18 protein-coding genes are annotated in these 26,152 nt (G+C 73.0%); 16 read left to right on the top strand and 2 right to left on the bottom strand.

The window, feature by feature from the left end; translation table 11 throughout:
* The first annotated feature begins 103 nt into the window (after nt 1–103).
* From LQ326_RS20810 to LQ326_RS20760, 11 genes are all read left to right on the top strand, one after another.
* Nucleotides 104–1,489, top strand: coding sequence for an MFS transporter (locus LQ326_RS20810; protein ID WP_234538754.1), 1,386 nt, complete (start codon nt 104–106; stop codon nt 1,487–1,489).
* Between the two features lie 47 nt (nt 1,490–1,536).
* Nucleotides 1,537–2,601 (top strand): beta-ketoacyl-ACP synthase III, encoded by a 1,065-nt coding sequence (locus tag LQ326_RS20805; protein WP_234538753.1) that lies wholly within the window; start codon nt 1,537–1,539, stop codon nt 2,599–2,601.
* Nucleotides 2,598–2,840 (top strand): acyl carrier protein, encoded by a 243-nt coding sequence (locus LQ326_RS20800; protein WP_181804522.1) that lies wholly within the window; start codon nt 2,598–2,600, stop codon nt 2,838–2,840. The genes LQ326_RS20805 and LQ326_RS20800 overlap by 4 nt, the downstream gene beginning before the upstream one ends.
* 108 nt (nt 2,841–2,948) lie before the next feature.
* Nucleotides 2,949–3,839, top strand: coding sequence for a (3R)-3-[(carboxymethyl)amino]fatty acid oxygenase/decarboxylase (gene scoE, locus LQ326_RS20795; RefSeq protein WP_234538752.1), 891 nt, complete (start codon nt 2,949–2,951; stop codon nt 3,837–3,839).
* Nucleotides 3,836–4,411: a (2E)-enoyl-ACP glycyltransferase gene (gene scoD / locus LQ326_RS20790; RefSeq protein WP_308401978.1), complete on the top strand. Its 576-nt coding sequence runs from the start codon at nt 3,836–3,838 to the stop codon at nt 4,409–4,411. Before scoE ends, scoD begins: the two co-directional genes overlap by 4 nt.
* A gap of 33 nt (nt 4,412–4,444) precedes the next feature.
* A complete protein-coding gene (locus LQ326_RS20785) occupies nt 4,445–6,022 on the top strand; it encodes a long-chain-fatty-acid--CoA ligase (protein ID WP_234538751.1) in 1,578 nt (525 codons plus the stop codon).
* A 29-nt stretch (nt 6,023–6,051) separates the two neighbouring features.
* Nucleotides 6,052–6,321, top strand: coding sequence for a phosphopantetheine-binding protein (locus tag LQ326_RS20780; protein ID WP_234538750.1), 270 nt, complete (start codon nt 6,052–6,054; stop codon nt 6,319–6,321).
* Nucleotides 6,308–10,645 carry a non-ribosomal peptide synthetase gene (locus LQ326_RS20775; RefSeq protein WP_234538749.1) on the top strand — a complete coding sequence of 1,446 codons (4,338 nt, stop codon included), beginning with the start codon at nt 6,308–6,310 and terminating at the stop codon, nt 10,643–10,645. Before LQ326_RS20780 ends, LQ326_RS20775 begins: the two co-directional genes overlap by 14 nt.
* A gap of 94 nt (nt 10,646–10,739) precedes the next feature.
* Nucleotides 10,740–11,777 (top strand): ABC transporter substrate-binding protein, encoded by a 1,038-nt coding sequence (locus tag LQ326_RS20770; protein WP_234538748.1) that lies wholly within the window; start codon nt 10,740–10,742, stop codon nt 11,775–11,777.
* A 56-nt stretch (nt 11,778–11,833) separates the two neighbouring features.
* Complete coding sequence (locus tag LQ326_RS20765) at nt 11,834–12,799, top strand: FecCD family ABC transporter permease (RefSeq protein WP_234538747.1); 966 nt, start codon at nt 11,834–11,836, stop codon at nt 12,797–12,799.
* Nucleotides 12,800–12,803: 4 nt separating this feature from the next.
* Nucleotides 12,804–13,637, top strand: a complete 834-nt coding sequence (locus LQ326_RS20760; protein WP_234538746.1) for an ABC transporter ATP-binding protein — start codon at nt 12,804–12,806, stop codon at nt 13,635–13,637.
* Between the two features lie 44 nt (nt 13,638–13,681).
* Here LQ326_RS20760 and LQ326_RS20755 read toward each other — a convergent pair whose 3' ends face one another.
* Nucleotides 13,682–14,506 (bottom strand): CAP domain-containing protein, encoded by an 825-nt coding sequence (locus LQ326_RS20755; protein ID WP_308401976.1) that lies wholly within the window; start codon nt 14,504–14,506, stop codon nt 13,682–13,684.
* Nucleotides 14,507–15,301: 795 nt separating this feature from the next.
* Here LQ326_RS20755 and LQ326_RS20750 point away from each other — a divergent pair.
* From LQ326_RS20750 to narI, 4 genes are read left to right on the top strand one after another with little or no spacing between them, the layout of a single operon-like run.
* Nucleotides 15,302–18,997 carry a nitrate reductase subunit alpha gene (locus tag LQ326_RS20750; RefSeq protein ID WP_234538743.1) on the top strand — a complete coding sequence of 1,232 codons (3,696 nt, stop codon included), beginning with the start codon at nt 15,302–15,304 and terminating at the stop codon, nt 18,995–18,997.
* 1 nt (nt 18,998) lies between these two features.
* Complete coding sequence (gene narH, locus LQ326_RS20745) at nt 18,999–20,555, top strand: nitrate reductase subunit beta (RefSeq protein ID WP_234538742.1); 1,557 nt, start codon at nt 18,999–19,001, stop codon at nt 20,553–20,555.
* Entirely contained in the window at nt 20,552–21,334 is a 783-nt protein-coding gene (gene narJ, locus LQ326_RS20740; RefSeq protein ID WP_234538741.1) for a nitrate reductase molybdenum cofactor assembly chaperone, read from the top strand. The genes narH and narJ overlap by 4 nt, the downstream gene beginning before the upstream one ends.
* On the top strand, nt 21,331–22,173 hold the full coding sequence (narI, locus tag LQ326_RS20735) for a respiratory nitrate reductase subunit gamma (RefSeq protein WP_234538740.1): 843 nt from the start codon (nt 21,331–21,333) through the stop codon (nt 22,171–22,173). The genes narJ and narI overlap by 4 nt, the downstream gene beginning before the upstream one ends.
* Nucleotides 22,174–22,415: 242 nt before the next feature.
* Here the strand turns inward: narI and LQ326_RS20725 are convergent, their stop codons facing one another.
* Entirely contained in the window at nt 22,416–23,630 is a 1,215-nt protein-coding gene (locus tag LQ326_RS20725) for a PucR family transcriptional regulator (RefSeq protein WP_234538739.1), read from the bottom strand.
* Nucleotides 23,631–23,824: 194 nt separating this feature from the next.
* Here LQ326_RS20725 and LQ326_RS20720 point away from each other — a divergent pair, with 194 nt between their 5' ends.
* Nucleotides 23,825–25,312 (top strand): long-chain-fatty-acid--CoA ligase, encoded by a 1,488-nt coding sequence (locus LQ326_RS20720; protein ID WP_234538738.1) that lies wholly within the window; start codon nt 23,825–23,827, stop codon nt 25,310–25,312.
* The last annotated feature ends 840 nt before the right edge of the window (nt 25,313–26,152 follow it).

Here is a 26,152-nt window from a genome sequence, read left to right as displayed (position 1 = left end):
CCTTCTCCGGGGTGTTATGGTGACCGAAATCGATCGACCGGCGCGGATATCGAGTCCGAATTCATCGCCGTTTCCCGTTCAGGCGTGAGGAGGAGGCCGACCGATGCGTGCACGACTGTCGCTTCTCGTTCTCGCGCTCGCTCAGCTGGTCATCGCGCTCGACTACAACATCGTCTACGTCGCCCTTCCCGACATAGGCACCGGCCTCGGTTTCTCCGCGCACGACCTCCAGTGGGTGGTGAGCGCGTACGTCGTGACGAGCGGCGGCTTCCTGCTGCTGGGCGGCCGGACGGCGGACCTGCTGGGCCGGCGCCGGACGTTCGTCGCCGCGGCCCTGGTCTACGCGGGCTCCTCCCTGGTGGGCGGGGTGTCGCAGTCGGCGGGGACCCTCGTCGCCGTCCGCGCGGTCCAGGGCATCGGCGGTGCGCTGCTCTTCCCGGCCACCCTCTCCCTGATCAACACGGTCTACGAGGAGGGACCGGCCCGCAACCGCGCCCTGGCGGTATGGGGTGCGGCCGGGGCCGGGGGCCTCTGCCTGGGGTCACTGCTGGGTGGCGTGCTGGTCGGCGCGTTCGGCTGGCCCTCGGTGTTCTTCGTCAACGTGCCGGTGGCGGCGGCCATGGCGTGGGCGGGCCGGAGCCTCTTCCCGGCGGACGGTCCGCGCCCGGGCGGCCCACGCCCCGGTGCGCGGCGTTTCGACGTGACCGGCGCGCTCTGCGGGACCGGCGGCATCACCCTCCTGGTGTTCACCCTGGTGCACGCGCCCGAGGCGGGCTGGACCAGCCCGTCCGTCCTGCCGGCCGCCGGTCTCGCGGTCGTCCTCCTGACCCTGTTCGCCGTCGTCGAGTCCCGCGCCCGCGACCCGCTGGTCCCGGCCCGGCTGTTCGCCCACCGGGGTCTGGCCGCGGCGATGGCGGTCACCGCCCTCTACAGCGCCACGTTCAGCTCTCTGCCCTACTTCCTGACCCTGTACTTCCAGAACGTGCGCGGCTACAGCGCGTTCGCGACCGGCCTCGCCTTCCTCGTGCCGGCCGTGGTGACCGCGCTGGGCACCCAGGCCGGGGAACGGGCCGTCGCAGCCGTCGGCGTACGGCGCATGCTCGTCGGCGGTCTGGCCGCCGGCGCGGCCGGAGCCGCCGCCCTGGGAGCCGCGCTCACCGCGGACGGCCCATACGGCCTGCTGCTGCCCGGGATCGTGCTGCTCGGCCTCGGCCAGGGCGCCGCCTGGACCGGCATGTGGATCGCCGCCGCCTCCGGGACGGCCCCCGAGGACCAGGGGGTGGCGTCCGGCATGGCCTCCACCAGCCTCCAGGTCGGCGGCGCGGTGGGACTGGCCCTGCTGGTCGCTCTGGCGGGCGGCAGCGGCCAGGACCCGCCGGACGACGCGCTGCTCACCGGCATCCGGGCCGCCGTGTTCGCCGTCGCGGCCGCTCTCGGCTGCGGGGGCCTGCTGGTCCTGGCCCTGCGCTCCACCGTCACCTCCCGGTAGGCCTCCTCGACCCGCCGCTCCCCACCCACACCGTCAGGAGAACAGCCGTGCGCAGCAACGCCCCCAGCCCGTCCGCCCCAGCGGCCGTCCTGTGCGGACTGGCCGGGTGGGTTCCGCCCCGCGTGGTCACCAACGACGAACTCGCCGAGCGGCTGGACACCGACGACACCTGGATCCGCACCCGCACCGGGATCCGGCGACGGCACCTCGCCGGCCCCGGCCAGGCCACCTCCGACCTCGCCGTCGAGGCCGGGCGGCTCGCCCTGCGCTCCGCCGGGGGCGGCTCCGGGGCCGGCTCCGCCGACGCGGTGATCGTCACCACGACCACCCCGGACCGTCCCTGCCCGGCCACCGCACCCCTGGTCGCGGCCCGGCTCGGGCTCGACGGGGCCGCGGCCTTCGACGTCGGCGCGGTGTGCACCGGTTTCGTGTACGGCCTCGCCACCGCCGCGGGGCTGATCGCCTCCCGGGTCGCCGCACGGGTCCTGCTGATCGGCGCGGACACCTACTCCACGATCGTCGATCCCCTGGACCGGGCCAACGCGGTCGTCTTCGGCGACGGCGCCGGAGCGGTCGTCCTGCGCGCCGGGCACCCGGACGAGCGCGGCGCGGTCGGGCACTTCGACCTCGGCAGCGACGGCGCCCACGAGGACCTGATCATGGTCGCCGCCGGCGGCTCCCGCCGGCCGTACGCCGACGGCGGCGAACCCACCCCCGCCCAGCGGCACTTCGCGATGCGCGGCAGGGAGGTCTACCGCCACGCGGTGACCCGCATGGCCGCCTCGGCACGGACCACTCTTCACCGGGCCGGACGGAAGACCGACGACGTCGACCACTTCGTCCCCCACCAGGCCAACCTGCGCATCCTGCACTCCGTCGCCGAGGACCTGGGCCTGCCCCGGGAACGCTGCGTGGCCAACGTCGACTCCGTCGGCAACACCGGCGCCGCCTCCATCCCGCTCGCCCTCGCCGACGCCGCCGCCCGGGGGCGGCTCCGGCCCGGCGACCGCCTTCTGCTCACCGCCTTCGGCGGCGGCCTCACCTGGGGCTCCTGCCTCCTGACCTGGCCCTCGCTCGCCACGCATCCGCAATCGGAACGGACCACACCATGACCAGTGCCTACGAAGAACTCGTCGGGATCCTCACCCGCCTCCACGACGCCCCCGCCGACCTGATCCGCTCCGAGGCCACCCTCGGCGCCCTGGACGTCGACTCCCTGACCACCGTCGAGATCAGCATCCGTATCGAACGCGACCTCGGCGTCACCGTCGGCGACGACGAACTCCAGCCCGACCTGACGCTCGGTGAGATCGCCGCACTCATCGACGCACGCCGCGCCACCACCGTCTGAACCCCGCGCACCCGACCCCGAACCCCACCTCTGTACCCCACGCCGGAACCCCCCGGAAACCCCACGCCGGAAACCCCACCCCCCGAACCCCGCGGAAGGACAAGCGACATGCGGATCACGGACCAGGCCGGAGCCGGACCAGGCGCGACCGTCGAGGACTTCGACCACACCACGGCGTCCGACGCCGACATCGCGACGCTCAAGCGCACCGTCTACACGAAGAAGATCGCCGTCCTGAAGGGCCAGGACCTCTCCCCGCGGGAGTTCCTCGCGCTCGGCGAGCGCCTCGGCCGCCCCGAGACCTACTACGAGCCGATGTACGAGCACCCCGAGGTCCCGGAGATATTCGTCTCCTCCAACGTCCCGGAGAACGGCAGGCAGACAGGAGTGCCGAAGACCGGCAAGTTCTGGCACGCCGACTACCAGTTCATGCCGGATCCCTTCGGCATCACCCTGATCTACCCCCGGGCCGTCCCGGAGAAGAACCGCGGAACGTACTTCATCGACATGGGCCGGGCCTACGAGGCGCTGCCCGCCGACCTGAAGAAGGAGATCGCCGGGACGCGGTGCCGGCACTCCGTGCGCAAGTACTTCAAGATCCGGCCGCAGGACGTGTACCGCCCCCTGGGCGAAGTCATCGAGGAGGTCGAGACCAGGACCCCGCCCGTCGTCCAGCCCACCACCTTCACCCATCCCATGACGGGCGAGACCGTCCTCTACATCAGCGAGGGCTTCACCGTCGGCATCGAGGACGCGGACGGCAACCCGCTCGACGAGGAACTGCTCAGGCGGCTCTTCGAGGCCACCGGACAGCTCGACGAGACCTTCGAGCACGGCAACATCCACCTCCAGAGCTTCGCCAAGGGCGACCTGCTGGTCTGGGACAACCGGAGCCTGATCCACCGCGCCCGGCACACCACGACACCCGAACCGACGGTCTCCCACCGCCTCACCGTCCACGACGAGCGCGGGCTGTACGACGGGACACCGGCCGCGTGACCGCGCCCGCCGCCGACCGCCCCGAGGCCCCGCCACCGGGTCCGAACGCCACGTACGCCTCGTACGCCACGTATGCCACGGATGAGGCACTGCTGGCCCGTGTCCTGACGCCCTACAAGGACAACTGCAAGTACCTGAGATCCGCCCACGTCACCGCCGGCGCCGGACTCTCCGCCGCCCGCTGCGAGTTCGCGATCCCGGAGTCCTGCTACATCGACGACACCGGCCACCTGAACTCGGTCGAGGCCAACATCGCCTACAACCAGATGATGTACTACCTGGTCGCCACGTCCGTGCGGGAAGGGCTCCTGACCGGGTTCGGGTCCTGGACGCTGGACGACTTCTGGCGCCACCAGCTCCCCGACATCCTCATCGCCCGCTTCGCCGGCAGCTTCCGCCGCCCGGTCGACCCCCGTGCCTTCTGCGGCGAGATGGAGTTCCACTCCGTCACCCGGCGCACCCCCGGCGGCGGCGCCCCCTTCCTCCACGCGCGGACGTCGTACCGCTACTGGGACGGCGACGGCGGCAGGTGCGACGGCGAGGCGACCCTCGCGTTCGTCAACGTCCCCTGACCCACCGATGACCCGCCGAACGGGAGAACGCCCATGCGGACACCTGCGCAGCCGGTGCGGAACCGGCTGCACCACCCCGAACTCACCACCCTCGTCCAGACCGCCCGCTTCCACGCCGGCCGGCAACCCGCCGCCCCCGCCGTGCTCTGCGAGGGCCGCACCCTGACCTACGCGGACCTGCACGGCGCGAGCAACCGCCTCGCCCACGCCCTGCGCGCCGCCGGGCTCACCGAGGGCGACCGGGTGGCCTACCTGGGCAAGGAGTCCGAGCACTACTACGAGGTCCTCTTCGCCTGCGCCAAGACCGGCACCGTCCTGGTCCCCGTCAACTGGCGGCTCACCGCGCCCGAGGTCAGCCACATCCTCCAGGACTCCGGCACCCGGCTGCTCTTCCTGGAGGAGGAGTTCGCGCCGATCGTCGGGGGCATGCCGACCGCCCCGCCCGAGACGGTCGTCGGCCTCGGCTCGATCGTGGCGTGGCGCGCCGGACACCCCGACACCGAGACCGGGTTCGAAGCCACGCCCGACACCCCGGTCGCCCAGCTCTACACCAGCGGCACCACCGGCCTGCCCAAGGGCGTCGTGCTCGCCCACCGCAGCTTCTTCGCGATCCGTGACGCGCTGGCGGCCGAGGGGCTGGACTGGATCGACTGGCGGCCGGGTGACATCGCGCTCGTCGGCATCCCCGGTTTCCACGTCGGCGGCCTGTGGTGGGCCACCCAGAACCTCAACGCCGGCACGACGATCGTGGCGATGCGCGCCTTCGCCGCCCGGCAGGCCGTCGACCTCGTCCGCGACCTCGGCGTCACCACCGCCTGCGTGGTCCCGGCCATGCTCCGCATGATGCTCACCGAACCCGGCGTCACCACCGGCGACTTCACCACCCTGCGCAAGACCGTGTACGGCGGCTCCCCGATCTCCGAGGCCCTCCTGGAGAAGAGCCTCGCCGTCCTGGACTGCGAGTTCGCGCAGATCTACGGCCTGACGGAGACCGGCAACACCGCCGTCTGCCTGCCCCCGGCCGCCCACGTCCCCGGCGGCCCGCTGATGCAGGCGGCCGGACGCCCCTACCCGCGCGTCCGGGTCAAGGTCATCGACGAGCAGGGCCGGGAACTGCCCCCGGGCGAGGTGGGGGAGGTCTGCCTGCACACCCCGGCCCGGATGACCGAGTACTGGGGCCTGCCCGGCAAGACCGCGGAGACCCTGGTCGACGGCTGGATCCACACCGGCGACGCCGGATACGCCGACGAGGACGGGTACGTCTTCATCCGCGACCGCGTCAAGGACGTCATCCTCGTCGCCGGCGAGAACGTCTATCCCGCCGAGATCGAGAACGCCCTGGAAAGCCATCCGCTGGTCGCCGAGGCCGTGGTCGTCGGCACCCCCGACGAGCGCTGGGGCGAACGGGTGCACGCCTTCGTCGTGCCCGCGCCCGGACAACGGCCCAGCTCCCGCGAACTGCACACCTTCCTCGTGCCGCGGCTGGCCGCCTTCAAACTGCCCTCGCGCTACGAGGTCATCGACCACGTGCCGCGCAACCCCAGCGGCAAGATCCTCCGCCGCGAACTGCGCGACCGCTTCTGGAGCGACTCCGCGCGCAAGGTCAACTGAGCCCGCCGACACGGCCCCAGGGAGCACCCGTGCACGACCCCTCTCGCACTTCTCTCACTCTCGAAGGCTTCCGCGCCGAGCTCGCGGAGTGCCTCTTCCGGTCGGCCGACGAAGTCGACCTGGAGGAAAGCCCGCTGGACGCGGGGCTGGACTCGCTGCGCATCGTCACCCTGCTGGAGCGCTGGCAGGCCGCCGGCGTGCACGTGACGTTCGTCGAACTCGCCGAGCGCACCACCTTCGCCCAGTGGTGGGAACTGCTCACCGCGCGTCAGCGGGGAGCGGGCCATGCCGACGCCTGAACGCCACCCGCTGCTGGCCGCCCAGGAGGGCATCTGGACCGGCCAGCAGCTCGACGTGGACAGCCCCGCCTACAACACCGCCGAATACGTGCGCATCCACGGCCCCGTCGACACGGCCGTCTTCGACGCGGCCCTGCACCACGTCGTCGCGGAGACCGAGGCGCTCCACGCGACCTTCGGCGCCGACGACTCCGGCCGCCCCTGGCAGCTCGACACCCCGGCCGGCGACTGGCACACCCACATCGGCGACCTCACCGCCGGCCCGGCCCCGCACGCCGCGGCCCTGGCCTGGATGGGCCAGGACCTGGCGCGTCCCGTCGACCTCACCCGGGGCCCGCTCTTCGGACACGCCCTGCTGCGCACCGCCGAGGACGAGTACCTCTGGTACCACCGCGTCCACCACATCGCCCTCGACGGCTTCGGACTCTCCCTGGTGGCCCGGCGGGTCGCGCAGGTCTACACCGCCCTCATGGCCGGTGAGCCCGCCCCCGGCAGCGGCTTCGGCACCCTGGAGTCCGTCCGCGCCGAGGACCGCGCCTACCGCGAGTCCGCCCGCCGCGCCGAGGACCGCGCCTACTGGACGGACCGCTACGCCGACCGGCCGCCCGTCGCCACCCCGGCCGGGCGGTCCGCCCTGCCCGCCCGCACCTTCCACCGCCACGTCGCGGACCTGGCACCGGAGCGGGCGGACCACCTGCGCACGGTCGCCCGCCGGCTGTCGGTGACCTGGCCGGAGGCGGTGCTCGCGGTGACCGCCGCCCATCTCCACCGGGTCACCGGCGCACCCGAGACCGTCCTGAGCCTGCCCGTGACAGGCCGCCTCGGCTCGGTCTCCCTGCGCGTCCCCGCCACGGTCCGCAACATCCTGCCCCTGCGCGTCGCCGTCACCGCCGGCGACAGCCTGCACGACCTCGCGGTCCGCGTCTCCCGCGAACTGCGCGCCGCACTGCCCCACCAGCGCTACCGCTACGAGCGACTGCGCCGCGACCTGAAGCTGGTGGGCGGCCCGCGGCGGCTGTCCGGACCCGGCGTGAACATCATGCCGTTCGCGTACGACCTGCGGTTCGCCGGACACCGCAGCACCGTCCACAACCTGTCGGCCGGGCCCGTGGACGACCTGGCGCTCAACGTCTACGACCGCGCGGACGGCACGGGACTGCGCCTCGCCCTGGACGCCAACCCGGACCTGTACACGGTGGGTGAGACGGCGAGTCTGCTGGACGGGCTGCTGAGCCTGCTGGCCGACGCGGTCGCGGCCCCGGACCGGCGGTTGACGGGCCGGGCGGGCGGCACCGCCCCCGCCGCCCCGACCGTCACGCTGCTGGACGGCGGCCCGCTGCCCGCGCCCGCCCGGCCGGTGCTGAGCCTGATCGCCGACCACGCCGCCCGCCGGGGCGGGTCCGTCGCCGTGGAGGACGCCGACCGCAGCCTCACCTACGCCCAACTCTTCGACGCCGCACAGAACATGGCCCACTGCCTGACCGCCCGGGGAGTCGGCGGCGGAGACGTGGTCGCCGTGGCCCTGCCCCGTGGCGCCGACGCCGTCACCGCCGTCCTCGGCGTGCTGCTCTCCGGCGCCGCCTACTGTCCGTTCGACCCGGAGGCCCCCGCCGACCGCACGGCACAGCTGCTGGCCGACGCCGCTCCCGCGCTGGTGGTGACGACGGCGGGCCGCGCCGCCGCCTTCCCGGACCACCCCGTCCTCCTCCTGGACCGGCAGCCGGCCGGCGACGCCTCCGGCGTACCGCCGGCGCCCGGTCCGGCCGACCTCGCCTACGTGCTGCACACCTCGGGCTCCACCGGCCGCCCCAAGGGCGTCGAGATCGGCCACGCGGCGCTGGCGCACTTCGTCGCGGGCGCCTCGCACCGCTACGGGCTGCGCTGCGACGACCGGGTCCTCCAGTTCGCCCCCCTCCACTTCGACACCAGCGTGGAGGAGGTCTTCCTGACCCTGTGCGCCGGCGCCACCCTGGTGATCCGCGCCGACGACATGACCGAGTCGGTGCCCCGGTTCCTGGCGGAGTGCGCCCGGCTGCGGGTGAGCGTGCTGGACCTGCCCACCGCGTACTGGCACGAGACGGCCTACGCGCTCTCCACCGGCGCCGCCGCCCTTCCGGAGAGTGTGCGGACCGTCGTCATCGGCGGTGAGGCGGCGCTGCCCGAGCGGGTCGGCCGCTGGCGCGAGGCGGTCGGCACCTCGGTGGCGCTGCTCAACACCTACGGCCCGACCGAAGCGACGGTGGTCGCCACCGTCGCCGACCTGCACGACCCCGATCTCCTCCCCGGCGACATCCCCATCGGCCGGCCGCTGCCCGGAACCCGTGCCGCCGTACTCGACGGCGAGCTGTATCTGCTGGGTGACGCCCTCGCACGCGGCTACCGGGGCGAGACACCGGACAGCGCTCGCTTCGGCCCGCTGACCGCGCTGCCGGGCAGCCCGCGCGCCTACCGCACCGGCGACCTGGTCCGCCTCGGTGCGGACGGCCGACTGCGCTTCCTCGGCCGGGCGGACGACGAGTTCAAGATCAGCGGTCAGCGGGTGCAGCCCGCCGAGGTCGAGAACGCGCTGCTCACGCACCCCCGGATCCGGGAGGCCGCCGTCGTGGGGCAGACGCTCGGCGACGGCACCCGGCGGCTGGTCGCCCACCTGGTCGCGGACTCTCCGGCTCCCTCCGCGTCCGAGGTCAGGGCCCACCTTCGGGCGATGCTGCCGGCCGCGATGATCCCCTCCGCCGTCGCACTCCTGGACCGGCTGCCCCGCACCGGCTCCGGCAAGACCGACCGGACGGCTCTCGCCGCGCTCGGGCCGGCCGCCGCCGCTCCCGCCGAGCCCGGGCTCCCCGCTGCCGGCAGTGCCCTGGAGCGGACCGTCACCGGCGTCTGGCAGCAGCTCCTCGGCACCGCCGCCGTCGCCGTGGACGACGACGTGTTCGACCTGGGCGCCCAGTCCCTCCAGGCCATCCAGGCCGCCAACCGGCTCTGCGCCGAACTGGGCCGGGACGTGAAGGTCGCCTGGATCTTCCAGCACCCCACGGCCGCCGCACTCGCCCGCTTCCTGGCCGGGACCGAAGGCGAGGCCGACGGGCAAGGCGCCCAGGGGCCCACCCCGCCGTCCGGGCCGCCGCCGACGCTCCTCGCCGACACCGTCCTCGACCCGGCCGTCGGACCCGGCATCGGCCGGACCCCGCACGACCCCCTTCGCCGTGTCCTGCTCACCGGCGCGACCGGCTTCGTGGGCGCGCATCTCCTGGCCGAACTCCTCGCGGCCACGACGGCCGAGATCGTCTGCACGGTCCGCGCCGGCACCGCCGCGGAGGCCGTCGCCCGCATAGGGGCGGCCCTCGCCCGGCACGGCCTCACCCTGGACGAGCGGTCCCGGTCCCGCGTCACCGCCCTCCCGTCCGACCTCGCCCGCCCGCACCTCGGCCTGACCCGTGACACGCTCGGCGACCTCGCGGCGACCTGCGACGCCATCGTCCACAACGCCGCGACGGTCAGCATCCTGCGCGACTACGCCAGCCTGCGCGCCGCCAACACCGAGTCCACCCGGCAACTGCTGCGCCTGGCCGCCGTACGCACGACCCCGCTGCACTACGTCTCCACCCTGTCCGTGGCCCCGCCCGCGAGCCGCGGCCCCGAGGTACCGGAGGAGTTCCTGCCGCTCCACGACGGGCTGCGGTACGGCTACCAGCAGTCCAAGTGGGCCTCCGAGCGGCTGCTGGAACAGGCGGCCGGGCGCGGGCTGCCGGTCACCGTGCACCGCCTGGGCCGGGTGGTGGGACCGTCCGGCACCGGGTACGTCAACGAGCACGACTTCCTGTGGAGCGTGCTGCGCGCGGGCATCCCGGCGGGGATCGTCCCCGAGCTGTTCGAGGACGAGGTGTGGACACCGGCGGACTTCGCCGCCCGGTCCGTCGTCCGTCTCTCCCTCTTTCCGGACCGGGCCGCCGGCGGCCCGGTCTTCAACCACGCGATCCTCCCCCGGGTGCGGCTCGCCGACGTCTACGACTGGGTGGAGGAGTACGGCTATCCGATACGGCGCCTGCCGCCGGCGCGCTGGCGGGAGCAGTTGCGCGGCTCGGCCGGCACCGCCGCCACCGTGCTCGCCTTCTTCGACTCCGCCGGGCAGGCCGCCCCCACCGACCTGCGCCTCGGCCACGTGCGGGCCGGCCATGTCCGTGCCGGGCTGGCGGGCAGCGGCATCGCCCGTCCGTCCGTCGGCCGTGACCTCGTCCGCCGTCACCTGGATCACTGCGTGGCCACGGGCCTGCTGCCCGCCCCGGCCGGGCCGCGCCGGGCGCGGCCCGCGACCCGCAGCACGTAAAGGGCGGTCGCCGGGAACTCGCGGCCGCCGCGCCCCGACTACTGCACCAGAACCCCTCAGACCGCCAGCACGTCCCGCACGCATAGGAGTCCGCATGTCCGTCAACCGGCCGGCCGCCACCGCCCTGGCCGCAGTCCTCTGTCTGCTCACCGCGGCATGCGGCTCCTCGTCCGACGACAGGACGAGCACCGGCCCGGCCGCGGCCGCGGCCTCGAAGTCCGGCTATCCGGTGACGCTGGAGAACTGCGGCGAGAAGGAGACGTTCACGAAGGCGCCCAGCCGGGTCGTCGTCATGAACGGTGCCTCGGTAGCCGAGGTCTCCACGCTCCTCGCGCTCGGTGTGGGGGACCGGATCGCCGCCAACGAACAGAGTTTCGGTGCCTCCGAGGTCGCGGGCCGGGCCGCCGCGATCAAGAAGCTGCCCACCGGGAACGTCAAGCTCAACGACGCCTACGACGTGCCCCGCGAGGCCATGCTCGGCCTGCGCCCCGACCTGGTGCTGTCGACGACGTCGTACGGCTTCGACGAGAAGAACGGCTTCGCCACCCGCGCGCAGCTGGCGGAGGCCGGCGCCCGCACCTACGTCTCCCCGCAGGGCTGCGACCAGGACACCTCCAGGATGACCATCGCCGACAGCTACCGGCTGCTGCGCGACATGGGCAAGGTCTTCCACGTCAGCGAGCAGGCCGAGAAGCTGGTCGCCGCCTCCCAGAAGAACATCGCGGCCGTCACGGCCCGGGTGAAGGGGAAGAAGAAGCCGAAGGTCATGGTGCTCTTCTCCAACATGTCCATGGGCGGCAACGACTTCAGTTCCGTCGTCGCCAAGGGCATCTACAACGACATCCTCGCCAGGGCCGGCGGCTCCAACGCCTTCGCGAACGCGTCCAGCACGTCCTTCGCCGACCTGAGCAAGGAGAAGGTGGCCGCCACGGACGTCGACGCCCTCGTCGTCATCGCCTACAACGACCCGAACCCGGCGGCGTACGCCAGGAAACTGCTGAAGGAGTTCCCCCAGTGGCCGGCCGCCAAGAACAACGCGTTCGTGACGCTGTCCGACTCGATGTACCTCGGCCCCAGCAACGACCTGGCGGTGGAGAAGGTCGCCAAGGTGCTGCACCCGGACGCCTTCTGAGCCGTCTCAGGGCCCCGCTGGCGTTCACGTTCCTGCCGGTCGCGCTGATCGCCACCATGGTCGTGGCGATCAGCATCGGCGCCGTCGACGTCCCGGTCGGTGACGTCTGGAAGATCGTCCTGCAGCACGTCACCGGGGTGGGGGCAGCGCCCTCCGACCCCGCGCTCGACCAGATCGTCTGGAACTTCCGCACCCCGCGGGTGATCCTGGCGGCCCTGGTCGGCGCGGGTCTCGCCGTGTCCGGCGCGGTGCTCCAGACGGTGGTGTCCAACCCGCTCGCCGACCCCGTCGTGCTGGGCTTCTCCTACGGCGCCACCCTCGGCGCCGTCCTCGTCATCACCCTGGGCGGGGGCGCCGCGCTGGCCGGGCTCGGGGTGCCGGCGGCGGCCTTCCTGGGTGCCGTCGCCGCCGGTGCGCTGGTCTTCGCGCTCGGGCGGCGGAAGGGGCGGATGGCCCCGGCCAGGCTGGTACTTGCGGGTGTCGCCGTCGGCTACGTCTTCCTCTCGGCCACCAGCTTCGTCCAGCTCCAGGCCACCCCGACCGAGCTGCGGACGGTGATGTTCTGGATGCTGGGCAGCGTCGCCGGAGCCCAGTGGGACCAGCTCCCCACGGTCGCCGTGGTGGTGCTCGTCACGACGACGCTCCTGTCGCTCTTCGGCCGCCGCCTCAACGTCCTGCTGGCCGGCGACGACTCCGCCACCGCCCTCGGCGTCGACGTCAACCGGCTACGGGCCGTCCTTCTGGCGCTCAGCGCGCTGCTGACCGGAACCGTCATCGCGGTCGCCGGCAGCATCGGTTTCGTCGGCCTGATGATCCCGCACCTGGTGCGCCTGACCACCGGTGCCGACCACCGCCGGCTGCTGCCCCTGACCGCCCTGCTCGGCGCCGTCTACCTGGTCCTCGTCGACCTGCTCTCCCGCACGCTCGACCGCCCCAACGAACTCCCGCTGGGCATCCTCACCGCCCTGCTCGGTGCCCCGTTCTTCCTGTGGCTGCTGCGCCGCAACAAGGGTCTGGACTGACCGCATGAAACTGACCGTCGACCGGCTCCACATCACCCTGGACCGCACCCCGATCCTGCGCGACGTGAGCCTCCGAGTCCGCAAGGGCGACATCGTCGGCCTGGTCGGACCCAACGGCAGCGGCAAGTCCACCCTGCTGCGTGCCGTCTACCGCTCGCTGCGCCCGGCGGACGGCGCCGTCCGGGTCGGCGAGGACGACGTCTGGGCACTGTCCCCCCGGGCCGCCGCCCGCCGTACCGCGGCCGTCCTCCAGGACGCGGGCGGCAACACCACGGGCCTGACCGTCACCGAGATCGTGGCCCTCGGCCGCGCCCCCCACCACGGCCTGCTGGGCCGCGACGGCGCCGAGGACCACCGGGCCGTGACGGACGCCGTCGACCGCTGCGGCGTACGCCCCTTCGCGGACCGCGACTACGCCTCCCTGTCCGGCGGCGAACGCCAACGCGTGCTGCTGGCCCGCGCGCTGGCCCAGAACCCCCGGCTCCTGGTGCTGGACGAACTCACCAACCACCTCGACATCCGTGCCCGCTTCGAGTTGCTGGACCTCGTCCGGGCCACCGGGATCACCACCCTCGCCGTCCTGCACGACCTCGACCTGGCCGCCCGCCTCTGCGACCGTCTGGTCGTCCTGCGGGAGGGAACCGTGGTGGCGGCGGGACCGGTCCTGGAGGTGCTCACCCCGCGGATCCTCGCCGCTGTCTTCGGCGTCCGCGCCCGCACCGAACGGCACGCCGACGGCGTCATCCGCATCACGTACGCGGCCCGGCCGCTCGCGACCGACGACACCGACGACGAGGTGGCCGACGAGAGCCTTCAAGGGCGTGCCGGAGACGACTGAGCGAGGGACGACGGGGCGGGGCGGCGGGCGGCACCGGCCGCCGCTCAGCGGGTGGTGCCGAAGTCCTGGGTCCAGTAGCTGTCGGGCTGTGCGAGACCGACGCCGATCTCCTTGAACGCGCAGTTGAGGATGTTGGCCTTGTGGCCGGGGCTGGCCATCCAGCCCGCCATCACCTGCTCGGGAGAGGCGTAACCGTAGGCCACGTTCTCGCCGTAGGTGCTCCAGGCGTACCCGGCGTCGGTGAGCCGGTCGCCGGGGGAGGAGCCGTCGGACCCGGAGTGCGACATGTTCTGGTGCAGCGCCATGTCCTCACTGTGTGCCTGCGCGACCTTGGACAGGGTCGTGTTCAGGGTCAGGGCCGAACAGCCGACCTTGCCGCGCTCGGCATTGACCAGTTCCACGACGCGAGCGACGGCTCCGGACGCCGTGGCGGTGGCCGTCGGGGTGCTCGACGGCCCGGGGGAGGGCGCGGAAGCGGTGGCGGTGGGGTTCCGGGTGCTGGGCGTCGCGGGGGTGCTGGGCCGGGGAGCGGTGGTGCTGGGCGGCGCGGTGATGCCGGGCTTGCGAGCGGTCGTGCCGGGCCACGCGGTGATGCCGGGCTCGGGAGCAGTGGTCCGTGCGGTGTGCCAGGGCGCTGTGGCCCTCAGCCGCCGTGCGGCGGCCTTCGCGGGGGCGGTGTGCGGAGTCTTCGTGGCGCTCGGCGCCGCCGATGCCGTCCGCGAGGGCTCGCCGGTCCGGTCGGCGTTCCAGGGGCGGCCCCAGCTCGCGTCGTTCCACCAGTCCTTCTTGTGCCACGAGACCTGCGCTGCGCTGGTCCCGGCGCTGCTGGAGCGCTGTCCACCGCTGTCCGGCCAGTCGGTGCAGGCCATGGCGGCGGACGGTATGCCCACGGTGCCTACGGCGACGGCAGCGATGACTATCCGCCGGCAATGCGTGTTCTTACGATGTTTACCCATGAGTAACCCGCTCCTGAGCTGCGGCGGCGTCTTGCGGGTCGTCATTCTTAAGACGCCTTCACATGCGGCGCAAAGGGCCTCGGTACTAGCTCGCTTCGTAGGCCGGGGCGGCCCTTGTCATGGGAGCGGGGCGGCGCTGGTCCGCTTTCCGGGGCCGGTGCGGAATCCTGTCGCCCCGTCAGAAGCCCTGTGTGGGCGCGGAACGGGTGAGGGCGGCTCGCGGGCGGCGGGCCGGGAATCCGGGTCGGACTCACGTCTGCCGCAAGTCAGACAAATCCCATATGTCACCAGAGCGACGTCTACTATCCGGCACGCACAGGTCCCGGATCCTTGTGACAGATGTCACGGAATACCGCATTCCGGTTCTGGCTTGGCCTGGCCTGTTCTGACCTGGGCGTGGGGCCGGGGCCTCGGCCGGCCGCACGTGGTGGAAACGGCCGGGTGCTCTGACGCCGGGGCGGCCTCGACCGCGCGGCGTCCGGCGTGCCGCGTGACGTCGGTCGTGTACAGGACACTTCGGAGCCACGCATCCGCGGTTCGACCGGCCCGGTGCGCGACGCCGGACAGGTCCGCTCCCCGGCCGGTCGGCCGGCCCGGGTGCCGGGACCATTGGCCCCGGCACGACGGCACGAGTTGGGCCGGTAGGCCGTCCCCGGGGGCCACCGGACCCAGGTACCCCGGAGGCCGCACCGCATAGCGTTCCTGACCATGGAGACGGACAAGACCGCGGGTCCCGCGCACGGACCCGCCGCCGAGGGCTGGCCGCTGGCCGCGCGACGGCTGCTGACGCGCCGTGAGGTGTCGGCCGACGGGCGTGCCGTGTTCGGCACCGCCGACCCGAAGTGGGAGGGCTTCTACCGGGACCGCTGGGCGCACGACAAGGTGGTGCGCTCCACGCACGGGGTGAACTGCACCGGCTCGTGTTCGTGGATGGTGTACGTCAAGGACGGCATCATCACCTGGGAGCACCAGGCCACCGACTACCCGTCGATCGGCGCGGACTGCCCCGAGTACGAGCCGCGCGGCTGCCCGCGAGGGGCGTCGTTCTCCTGGTACACCTACTCGCCCAGCCGGGTCCGCTACCCCTACGTGCGCGGCGAGTTGCTCAAACTGTGGCGCGAGGCGCGGAAGCGTCTGGGCGACCCGGTGGCGGCCTGGGCCGAGATCACGTCCGACCCGGCGAAGGCGCGGGCGTACAAGCGGGCCCGCGGCAAGGGCGGCCTGGTACGCGCGGACTGGGACGAGGTGAGCGAGCTGGTCGCCGCCGCCCAGGTGCACACGGTCAAGGCGTACGGCCCCGACCGCGTCGCCGGCTTCTCCCCGATCCCGGCGATGTCGATGGCGTCCTTCGCGGCCGGCGCCCGCTTCATGTCGCTCATCGGCGGCACCCTGATCTCCTTCTACGACTGGTACGCCGACCTGCCGATCGCCTCCCCGCAGGTCTTCGGCGACCAGACGGACGTACCGGAGGCCGCCGACTGGTGGAACGCCGGCTACCTGGTGATGTGGGGTTCGAACATCCCCGTCACCCGCACGCCCGACGCCCACTTCCTGACCGAGACCCGCTACAACGGCACCAAGGTCGTCGCCGTCAGCCCCGACTACGCGGACAACGTCAAGCACGCCGACGAGTGGCTGGCCCCGCACCCGGGCACGGACGGCGCGCTGGCTATGGCCATGGGGCACGTGATCCTGCGCGAGTTCCTCGTCGACCGGGAAGTGCCGTATTTCCAGAACTACTTGAGGACGTTCACGGACGCGCCGTTCCTGGTCGCCCTGCGCGAGCACGAGCACGGCCTCGTCCCCGACGGCTTCCTGACCGCGGCCGACCTCGGACACGACACGGAACACGCCGAATCCAAGACCGTGCTCCTCGACGCGGCGACCGGGCAGCCGGTCGTGCCGAACGGCTCGCTCGGCTTCCGCTGGGGGGAGGCCGGACAGGGCCGCTGGAACCTCGACCTCGGCGACGTGGTGCCCGAGCTGAGCCTGCTGGAGAGCGCCGAGGACACGGCGGCCGTGGCCCTGCCCCGCTTCGACGAGGGCGGCACGGAGGGCGGCTCGGTGATGGTGCGCGGTGTACCGGTACGGCGCGTCGGCGGGCGCCTGGTCACCACGGTCTTCGACCTGATGCTGGCCCAGTACGGGGTGGAGCGGCCCGGTCTGCCCGGCAGTTGGCCCACGTCGTACGAGGACGCGTCCGAGCCGTACACCCCGGCCTGGCAGGAGACGATCACCTCCGTGCCCGCGGAGCAGGCGGCCCGGATCGCCCGGGAGTTCGCCCGCAACGCCGAGCGCACCCGGGGCCGTTCGATGATCGCGATGGGCGCGGGCACCAACCACTGGTTCCACTCCGACACCATCTACCGCGCCTTCCTGGCCCTGACGACGATGACCGGCTGTCAGGGCGTCAACGGCGGCGGCTGGGCGCACTACGTGGGCCAGGAGAAGGTCCGCCCGGTCACCGGCCAGCAGCATCTGTCGTTCGCCTTCGACTGGCAGCGGCCCACCCGGCACATGGCGGGTACCTCGTACTGGTACCTGAATTCGGATCAGTGGCGGTACGAGGCGTTCGGGCCCGAGGAGCTGGCCTCGCCGCTCGGACAGGGGCGGTTCCGGGGGAAGGGGTTCGCCGACTGTCTGGCGCAGGCGGTGCGGCTGGGCTGGACGCCCGGCCACCCCGGCTTCAACCGCAACCCCCTCGACCTCACGGACGAGGCGGCGCGGGCCGGCCGGCCGGTCGCCGAGCACATCGTCGACGAACTGAGGTCGGGGCGGCTGCGGTTCGCCGTGGAGGACCCCGACGACCCGGCCAACTTCCCCCGGGTGCTGACGGTGTGGCGGGCGAACCTGTTCGGCTCCTCCGGCAAGGGCAACGAGTACTTCCTGCGCCACCTGCTGGGCACGGACGCCGCGGTCCGCTCCGAGGAGACCCCGCCCGAGGCCCGCCCGAAGGACGTGGTGTGGCGGGACGAGGCCCCCGAGGGCAAGCTCGACCTGCTGGTCTGCATGGACTTCCGGATGACGTCCACCGGCCTGCTCGCCGACGTCGTCCTGCCGGCCGCGACCTGGTACGAGAAGGACGACCTGTCCAGCACGGACATGCACCCCTTCGTGCACGCCTTCACCCCGGCCATCGCCCCGCCCTGGCAGGCCCGCACCGACTACGACACGTTCCTGACCATCGCCGACCGGTTCAGCGAGCTGGCCGCCGAGCACCTCGGCACCCGCACCGACGTCCTGGCCGTACCGCTGCTGCACGACACCCCGGACGAACTCGCCCAGCCGGGCGGAGCGGTACGGGACTGGAAGGCCGGCGAGTGCGAACCGGTCCCGGGACGGACCATGCCGAAGCTGGTCACCGTCGAACGGGACTACGCCGCCGTGGCCCAGAAGATGCGCGCCGTCGGCCCGCTGCTCGACACCCTGGGCACCACGACGAAGGGCATCACCGTCCACCCGGACCGGGAGCTGGACGAACTGCGCCACCGCTGCGGCACCGTGCGGGACGGAGTGGCCGCCGGCCGTCCGTCCCTGGCCACCGCCTCCGACATGTGCGAGGCCATCCTCGCCCTGTCCGGCACCACCAACGGCCGCCTCGCCACCGAGGGTTTCCGCGCACTGGAGCGGCAGACCGGCAGCGCGGGGCTGGTCGAGCTCGCCGCGGAGCGCGAGGCCGAGCGGATCACCTTCGCCGACACCCGCACCCAGCCCCGGTCGGTCATCACCTCGTACGAGTGGTCGGGCAGCGAGACGGGCGGGCGCCGCTACTCGCCGTTCGTCATCAACACCGAGCACAAGAAGCCCTGGCACACCCTCACCGGCCGCCAGCACTTCTTCGTCCAGCACGACTGGATGGCCGAACTCGGCGAGCAACTGCCCGTCTACCGGCCGCCGTTGAACGCGCTCCGGCACTACGGCGACGAGCATCTCCACGACGGCCGGGCGGAGGTCACCGTCCGCTACCTGACCCCGCACTCCAAGTGGTCCATCCACTCCAACTACCAGGACAACAAGTTCATGCTCGACCTGTCCCGCGGCGGACCCACGATCTGGATGTCCACCGCCGACGCCGAGAAGACCGGCGTCAAGGACAACGAGTGGATCGAGGCGTACAACCGCAACGGCGTCGTCGTCGCCCGCGCCGTGGTCACCCACCGCATGCCCGAGGGCACCGTGTACATGCACCACGCCCAGGACCGCACCGTGAACGTGCCGAAGACCGAGGTCAGCGGCCGGCGCGGCGGCATCCACAACTCCCTGACCAGGCTGCTGCTCAAGCCGACCCATCTCGCGGGCGGCTACGCACAGTTCACCTACGGCTTCAACTACTACGGTCCCACCGGCAACCAGCGCGACGAGGTCACCGTCATCCGCCGCCGCAGCCAGGAAGTGGAGTACTGAGATGCCCCGTGGCGAAGCCACCATCGGACGCGTCATGGCCCAAGTGGCGATGGTGATGAACCTCGACAAGTGCATCGGCTGCCACACCTGCTCCGTCACCTGCAAGCAGACGTGGACCAACCGGACCGGCGTCGAGTACGCCTGGTTCAACAACGTCGAGACCAAGCCCGGTGTCGGCTACCCGCGCCGCTACGAGGACCAGGAGCACTGGAAGGGCGGCTGGATGCTCGACAAGCGCGGACGTCTGGTCCTGCGCTCGGGAGGGCGCGTCAGGCGCCTGCTGTCGCTCTTCTCCAACCCGGACCTGCCCGCCATCGAGGACTACTACGAGCCGGTCACCTACGACTACGACAACCTCGTCAGCGCCCCGGCCGGCGAGGACCTCCCGGTGGCCCGCCCCCGCTCCGTCCTCACCGGCAGGCCCACCGCCGTCACCTGGGGTGCCAACTGGGAGGACGGCCTCGGCGGAGCACCCGAACACGCGGCCGGCGACCCCAACCTCACCGGCGCGTGGGCGGAGAAGGTCAGGTTCGAGTTCGAGCAGACCTTCCTCTTCCACCTGCCCCGCCTGTGCGAGCACTGCCTCAACCCGGCCTGTGTCTCCGCCTGTCCCTCGGGCGCCATGTACAAGCGCGTCGAGGACGGCATCGTCCTCGTCGACCAGAACCGCTGCCGCGGCTGGCGGATGTGCGTGACGGCGTGCCCGTACAAGAAGGTGTACGTCAACCACGCCACCGGCAAGGCGGAGAAGTGCACCTTCTGCTTCCCGCGCGTCGAGGCCGGACAGCCCACCGTCTGCTCCGAGACCTGCGTCGGCCGGCTGCGCTACCTCGGCCTGCTCCTCTACGACGCCGACAAGGTGGGTGAGGCCGCGGCCACCCCGGACGAGCAGGACCTCCTCGACGCCCAGCGCGGCGTCTTCCTCGACCCGCACGACCCCGAGGTCAGGGCCGCCGCACGGGAGTCCGGCATCCCCGAGGACTGGCTGGAGGCCGCCCGGCGCTCGCCGGTGTACGACCTGGTGATGCGGTACAAGGTCGCCCTTCCGCTGCACCCGGAGTACCGGACGATGCCGATGGTCTGGTACGTCCCGCCGCTGTCGCCCGTGCTGGACGCCGTCGACGCGGCCGGCGGCGACCAGGACGACCCCGACCACGTCTTCGCCGCCGTCACCCGGCTGCGCATCCCGCTGGAGTACCTCGCGGAGCTGTTCACCGCCGGGGACGCCGACGTCGTGGCAGGCGTGCTGATGAAACTCACCGCCCTCCGGTCGTACATGCGGGAGCGGACCCTGGGCGAGGCGGGCGACGAGGCCGCCCTCAAGGCCGTCGGGCTGACCGCCCGGGAGGCGGAGGACCTGCACCGGCTGCTGGCGGTGGCCAAGTACCAGGACCGGTACGTCGTCCCCGCCGCGCACAAGGAGGACGCCGCCGCGCTCACCGCGACGGAGAACCGCTGCCCGGTCGAGACGCCCGGCGAACCGGCACAGGACGGTGGCCGACGGGTGATGCTCGGCATTCCCACCCTGCGCCGCACCTCGACAGGAGACCGCGCATGAGCCCCCTGCCCGCCACCGTCCCGGCCATCGTCCGCACCCGCGTCCGCGCGGCGATCCGCCGCCGGGCCACGCTCACACCCGAGGAGACGGCGGGCCGGGCGCTGGTGCTGCGGCTCGTGTCGCTGCTCCTGCAGTACCCGGACGCCGAAATCACCGCGGCCCGGACGGAGCTGACCTCCGTGGTGGAGGCCCTGCCGGACACGCCGGCGGCCGCACACCTGGCCGGGTTCACCGACTGGTTCGCCGCACAGGATCCCGAGGCGCTGGAGCGGCACTACGTCGAGATGTTCGACCTGCGCCGCAAGAGCGGCCTGTATCTCACCTACTACCTCCACGGCGACACCCGCCGCCGCGGCATGGCCCTGCTCACCCTCAACCAGCGCTACGCCGCCACGGGTTGGGGCACCGACGCCGGCGAACTGCCCGACCACCTCCCCGTCGTCCTGGAGTTCGCCGCCCTCGCCGGTCCGGGCGCCGGGGAGGCGCCGCTGCGGCAGCACCGGCGCGGGCTGGAGTTGATCCACCGCGCCCTCACCGACGCGGACTCGCCGTACCGGCACCTCCTGGCCGCTCTGCTCACCCTGCTGCCACCGCCGACGGAGGCGGATCTCGCGGCCGTCGCCGAACTCGCCGCCCAGGGCCCGCCGAACGAGGAGGTCGGCCTGGACCCCTACGGAACCTACGGCGACGGGGAGTTCGCCCCGCCCGGCACCTTCACCCCGCCGCAGCAGGCCGCGCCGACCCTGGCCCCGACCGCACGTCAGGAAGACCGCCGATGAACGTCACGACCGCCGACCTGGTGCTGTGGGTCGCCTTCCCGTACGTCTGCCTCGCCGTGTTCGCCGTCGGGCACGTCTGGCGCTACCGGCAGGACCAGTTCGGCTGGACCACCCACACCAGCCAGCTGCTGGAGCGTCGCTGGCTGCGCTGGGGCAGCCCGCTGTTCCACCTCGGCGCCTTCGCGGTGATCGCCGGCCACGTGGTCGGTCTCGCCGTACCGGCCTCCTGGACCGAGGCGGTCGGCGTCTCGGAGCACGCCTACCACACCACGGCCGTCTGGCTGGGCTCCGTCGCGGGCGTCGCCATGCTCACCGGCCTCGGCATGCTGTGCGCGCGACGGCTGCTGACCCGCCGGATCCGGCTCACCACCGACCGCAGCGACAAGGTGATGTTCCCGCTGCTGTCCGCCACCGTCGTGCTCGGCATCTCCGCCACCGCCACGCACAACGTCTTCGGCGGCGGCTACGACTACCGCGAGACCGTCTCGGTCTGGTTCCGCGGCGTCTTCGCCCTCCAGCCCCGGCCCGAGGCGATGACCGGCGCCCCGCTGCTGTTCCAACTGCACGCCCTGACCGCCTGCCTGCTCTTCGCGGCCTGGCCGTTCACCCGGCTGGTCCACGTGTGGAGTGCCCCGATCGGCTATCTGGCCCGCCCTTACCTGGTCTACCGCAGGCGGGCCCAGCCGGCTGCCGGCCCGGGGTTCCGGGGAGAGCCGGGCGGGAGATCCCGGGCGCGTGCCCGGCGGGAGGCGGCGGACGGACCCGGCCCGGGCGCCGTCCGCCCGGCGGACCGGGACTCGTGGCCCATGCCTGCCCGGCGGGCGGGACGCGGTAGGTAGTCGCGCGGAACTGCGCCGTCGTCGAGTTCCCGGGCCGCCCGGGTGGCCATCGCCGTGCCGAGACCCGTCGGGCCCTCGTCCGCCCGGCCCGGCGGATACTCGCCCGGACCGGGGAGGCCGGCGCGCTCATCCAGGTGATCGCGGAGCCCGGGACGTCGCCCGGCGCCCCGCTGCCCGGCCTCGGCCGACCAGGGAGGGAGCGCTTCCCTACCCTGGCCCGACCGCGGCCGCTCCCGGCGCGTTCATGGACGAGCGTTCCCGTCCGCCGCGGTGTCCGGCAGGACCCTGACGGCACGCAGGGCCGCGACGAGTTCGGCCGTGTCCCCGGGGGCCTGCAGCGAACGGCCGGTCAGGCCCTCCAGCTTGCGCAGTCTGTAGCGGACCGTGTTGGGGTGGCAGTGCAGGGCCCGCGCCGTCGCGACGGCGTTCCCGGCCGCGTCGATCCAGCACTGGAAGGTGTCGAGCAGCACAGCGCTCGCGTCCTTGCCGAGCGCCAGTACCGGACCCATGACCCCGCGGGCCAGGTCGGCCGCGGCCTCCGGCGTGGCGGCCATGACCAGCGTGAGCGGATCGTCCTGGAAGCGGACCACGGCGGCCGTGCCGGCGGGCCGGCTCTTCATGGCCAGCCGGGCGTGCCGCAGGGCCTGGCCGGTGCGGTCGAGCGAGGCGAAGGCCGGGCTCATGCCCACCCGGGCGGTGGCGCCGCGCCGTAGCACCGTCATGGTCAGGTCGAGGGCGTCGGGGCGGAGCAGGGACGTGATGCCGATGTGGAGGTCGGGCCGCAGCGCCCAGGCGGAGGGGATGCCGTGGGCGGCCAGTTGTGCCTCGACCTCGCCGAGCGGTTCATGGCCGAGCATGGTCACCTCGGCGGCGACGGCGACGAAGGGGCCCTTCCGGGGCAGGCCAAGGGTCTGGGCCACCTCCCACAGCGCCCCCGGGTCGTTGATGCGGCCGCTGAGCAGGGCCTCCGTGAGAGCGGACCGTTCCCGCTCCCGGGCGCGGACGAGTTCGGCGGTCGCCTGGCGATAGGAGGAGGTCAGCGCGTCGCTGTACTCGTCCGCGAGCTGCCACGCGTCGGCCGTCGCCGCCACCATGACGGCCGGGTCCACGCGAAGACGCGCCGCCTCCTCCGCCACGACCGTCCACACCTCGGCGAAACCGATCCGGTAGGCGCGCAGCACGTCGGGCAGCGGCCCGCCCTGAACCGCCCGCAGCCGGCCCGTCCCACCGGGTTCGGTCAGGTCGGGCCCGCTGCCCCGGGCGAACTGCGCGAGCATGCTGTCGATGTTGCGCCGCAGCGACGCCCGCAGCTCACCCTCCGGGACGGTGCCGGACGGTCCGTAGACGTCGATCTCGTCGCGGATGCGGCGGGCGGCGCGCTCGACGAGTTCGGCCAGCCGTGGGCGCAGGGACTGGGCCACGGCGGCGATCTCGGGTACGGGCGGGCGGCGCTGCACCAGGCCAGGGTACGGGAGCCCTTGTTCCCCCGGACAAGATCTGGCCGAGCCACGGTGATCATCTCGCTGTCCCTTGTTCCAGGGAACAACACATGGCCGGGCCATCCTGTGCGCCGGTCCATTGGCAGCGGCCCGTCCTGACGCCAGTCTGAACCCGGCATCCGGAGGTTACCGGGCTGTTAACAGGAGGACGCATGCCGAACATCGCGGGAAATCTGTCGGAGACGGCTCGCCGTCACCCCGAGCGCCCCGCTCTCCGGTTCGGGAGCACGCTTCTCACCTACGCGGAGCTGGACATGGCCGCGTCGCGTGTCGCGGGAATGCTGCGGACTCTGGGTCTGACGGCCGGCGACCGGGTCGGTGTGATGCTGCCCAACGTTCCGGCGTTCGTGGGGCTCTACTACGGCATCCTGCGGGCCGGTGGCGTCGTGGTCCCGATGAACCCGCTGCTCAAGGCACGTGAGATCGAGCACTGTCTGGCCGACTCCGGAGCCGGCCTGCTGTTCGTGCACGAGGGTGCCGCGCAGGAGGCCGCGGCGGCAGCCGGGGTGACGGGCACCGTGGTGACCACGGTCGACCCCGGTCTGTCGCAGGCGGACGACTGCGAACCCGCCGGGACCCAGACGCCGCGAGACGACGAAGACCTCGCCGTGATCCTCTACACCTCCGGCACCACCGGCAGGCCGAAGGGCGCCGCGCTGACCCACCGCAACCTCGGCCGCAACGCCGAGGTCGTGGCCGAACGGGTGATCGAGCTGGGAGAGCGGGACGTGGTGATGGGCTGCCTCCCGATGTTCCACGCCTTCGGCCAGACGTGCGGCATGAACGCGGCGGTCCGCCAGGGCGCCTGCCTGGTCCTGGTGCCCCGCTTCGAACCGGCCGCGGTGCTGGCCCTGCTCGACGAGCTGCGGGTGACGGTCTTCGAGGGGGTGCCCACGATGTACAACGCGCTGCTGCACCAGGCCCCGTCCGCCACCGGCGCCGAGGCCGGCACCCTGCGGGTGTGCGTCTCCGGTGGAGCGGCGCTGCCGACCGAGGTGCTGCACGCCTTCGAGACCCGCTTCGGCTGCGCGGTGGCCGAGGGCTACGGTCTCTCGGAGACCTCACCGGTGGCCACCTTCAACCACTGCGACCGGCCCCGCAGGCCCGGCTCGATCGGCACCCCGATCGAGGGTGTCGAGATACGGCTGGTCGACGGCGCCGGCGGGGAAGTCCCGGCCGGCGAGGTCGGCGAGATCGCCGTGCGGGGACACAACGTCATGGCGGGCTACTGGAACCGGCCCGACGCGACGGCCGAGGCGATCCCGGACGGCTGGTTGCGCACCGGAGACCTGGCCCGCCAGGACGACGACGGATACCTCTACGTCGTCGACCGCAAGAAGGATCTGATCATCCGCGGCGGATACAACGTCTACCCGCGGGAGATCGAGGAGGTCCTCTACGAGCACCCGGAGGTCGTCGAGGCAGCCGTCGTCGGCGTCCCGCACGCCTCCCTCGGCGAGGAGGTCGCCGCGGCCGTCGCCCTCACCCCCGATGCCCGGGTCACCGCCGAGGCACTGCAGTCCTTCGTCAAGGAACGCGTCGCTCCGTACAAGTACCCCCGCAAGGTCTGGTTCCTGGCCGCCCTGCCCAAGGGCCCCACCGGGAAGATCCTCAAGCGGGAGATCCGGCCTCCCCGGTGACCTCCCGGCCGTACCCGGGGTGACCTTCCGGCCGTGCCGGAACGGAGAAGACCGCTGTCAGGCTCCGTCCTTCCCCCCGGCCACCACCACACAGCGGTCTCCCGTGCCCAGGCCCGCGCCCCGCGGCGACGCGACGCCCGGTCCCGTCGTGCGCGCGACCTGGCCCCCGCCCGCCGGCAGTGCGGGCGGACCCCGGATGTCACGCCGGCGGAGTCGGCGCGCGCCTTCGGTGCCGTACGAGACACCCGCCCTCGTGAGCAGGCCCGCGCCGCGCGCCCCGCGGCGACGCGACGCGCGGTCCCGTCGGGCGCGCGTCCCGGCCCCGCCCGACGGCAGTGCGGGCGGGACCCGGAGATCACGCGCCCGCCTCCGGTGTCGTACGCGGCACCCTTTCGTCACTTCCCGGCCGTGCGGCTCGGCGGGGCGCCGTTTCGCCGTTTCGGGGCGGGCGTGAGGCCGAGGCGCGGGAAGCCCGGCGCGTCCACGAGTGGCTTCGCCGGTCTTCGGCGCGGGATCGTGGCCCGCTCCAGTGGGGTGCCCGTCTCTTCTCCCAGCAGTCCGGGGCCGCCGAGTCGCGCTCGATGTCCGCGGCGATCAGGCCGCCCTCGTCCTCGAAGTGCGCGCAGCCGGAGCCGGCGGGCGACCCGCACCCGGCACCGAGCGCCGCGACGGGCGTGCCCTCGTACCCGTGCGACGTCGAGGGCGCGCTGTCGCGACTCCCCCAAGGTGACGTGCCTCTCTCACGTCGTTCCGCGGCCCGGTCATGGGGGTGCTGTTCCTGCCCGTACGCGGCTCTTGACCGACCTCGGAACCCGGCTTACCGTAACGACTGCTCCAATT

The sequence above is a fragment of the Streptomyces shenzhenensis genome (genome assembly GCF_021462265.1).
GTDB lineage: Bacteria > Actinomycetota > Actinomycetes > Streptomycetales > Streptomycetaceae > Streptomyces > Streptomyces shenzhenensis.
This window is presented reverse-complemented; position numbering and strand designations above follow the sequence as displayed.

Excerpts from the sequence above, each read along its gene's own strand:
- scoE (WP_234538752.1), top strand. The coding sequence starts at position 2,949 with ATGCGGATCACGGACCAGGCCGGAGCCGGACCAGGCGCGACCGTCGAG.
- LQ326_RS20760 (WP_234538746.1), top strand. The coding sequence starts at position 12,804 with ATGAAACTGACCGTCGACCGGCTCCACATCACCCTGGACCGCACCCCG.
- LQ326_RS20785 (WP_234538751.1), top strand. The coding sequence starts at position 4,445 with ATGCGGACACCTGCGCAGCCGGTGCGGAACCGGCTGCACCACCCCGAA.
- narI (WP_234538740.1), top strand. The coding sequence starts at position 21,331 with ATGAACGTCACGACCGCCGACCTGGTGCTGTGGGTCGCCTTCCCGTAC.
- LQ326_RS20770 (WP_234538748.1), top strand. The coding sequence starts at position 10,740 with ATGTCCGTCAACCGGCCGGCCGCCACCGCCCTGGCCGCAGTCCTCTGT.
- LQ326_RS20765 (WP_234538747.1), top strand. The coding sequence starts at position 11,834 with ATGGTCGTGGCGATCAGCATCGGCGCCGTCGACGTCCCGGTCGGTGAC.
- narH (WP_234538742.1), top strand. The coding sequence starts at position 18,999 with ATGCCCCGTGGCGAAGCCACCATCGGACGCGTCATGGCCCAAGTGGCG.
- LQ326_RS20755 (WP_308401976.1), bottom strand. The coding sequence starts at position 14,506 with ATGGCCTGCACCGACTGGCCGGACAGCGGTGGACAGCGCTCCAGCAGC.
- narJ (WP_234538741.1), top strand. The coding sequence starts at position 20,552 with ATGAGCCCCCTGCCCGCCACCGTCCCGGCCATCGTCCGCACCCGCGTC.
- LQ326_RS20800 (WP_181804522.1), top strand. The coding sequence starts at position 2,598 with ATGACCAGTGCCTACGAAGAACTCGTCGGGATCCTCACCCGCCTCCAC.
- LQ326_RS20810 (WP_234538754.1), top strand. The coding sequence starts at position 104 with ATGCGTGCACGACTGTCGCTTCTCGTTCTCGCGCTCGCTCAGCTGGTC.
- LQ326_RS20750 (WP_234538743.1), top strand. The coding sequence starts at position 15,302 with ATGGAGACGGACAAGACCGCGGGTCCCGCGCACGGACCCGCCGCCGAG.
- LQ326_RS20720 (WP_234538738.1), top strand. The coding sequence starts at position 23,825 with ATGCCGAACATCGCGGGAAATCTGTCGGAGACGGCTCGCCGTCACCCC.
- LQ326_RS20775 (WP_234538749.1), top strand. The coding sequence starts at position 6,308 with ATGCCGACGCCTGAACGCCACCCGCTGCTGGCCGCCCAGGAGGGCATC.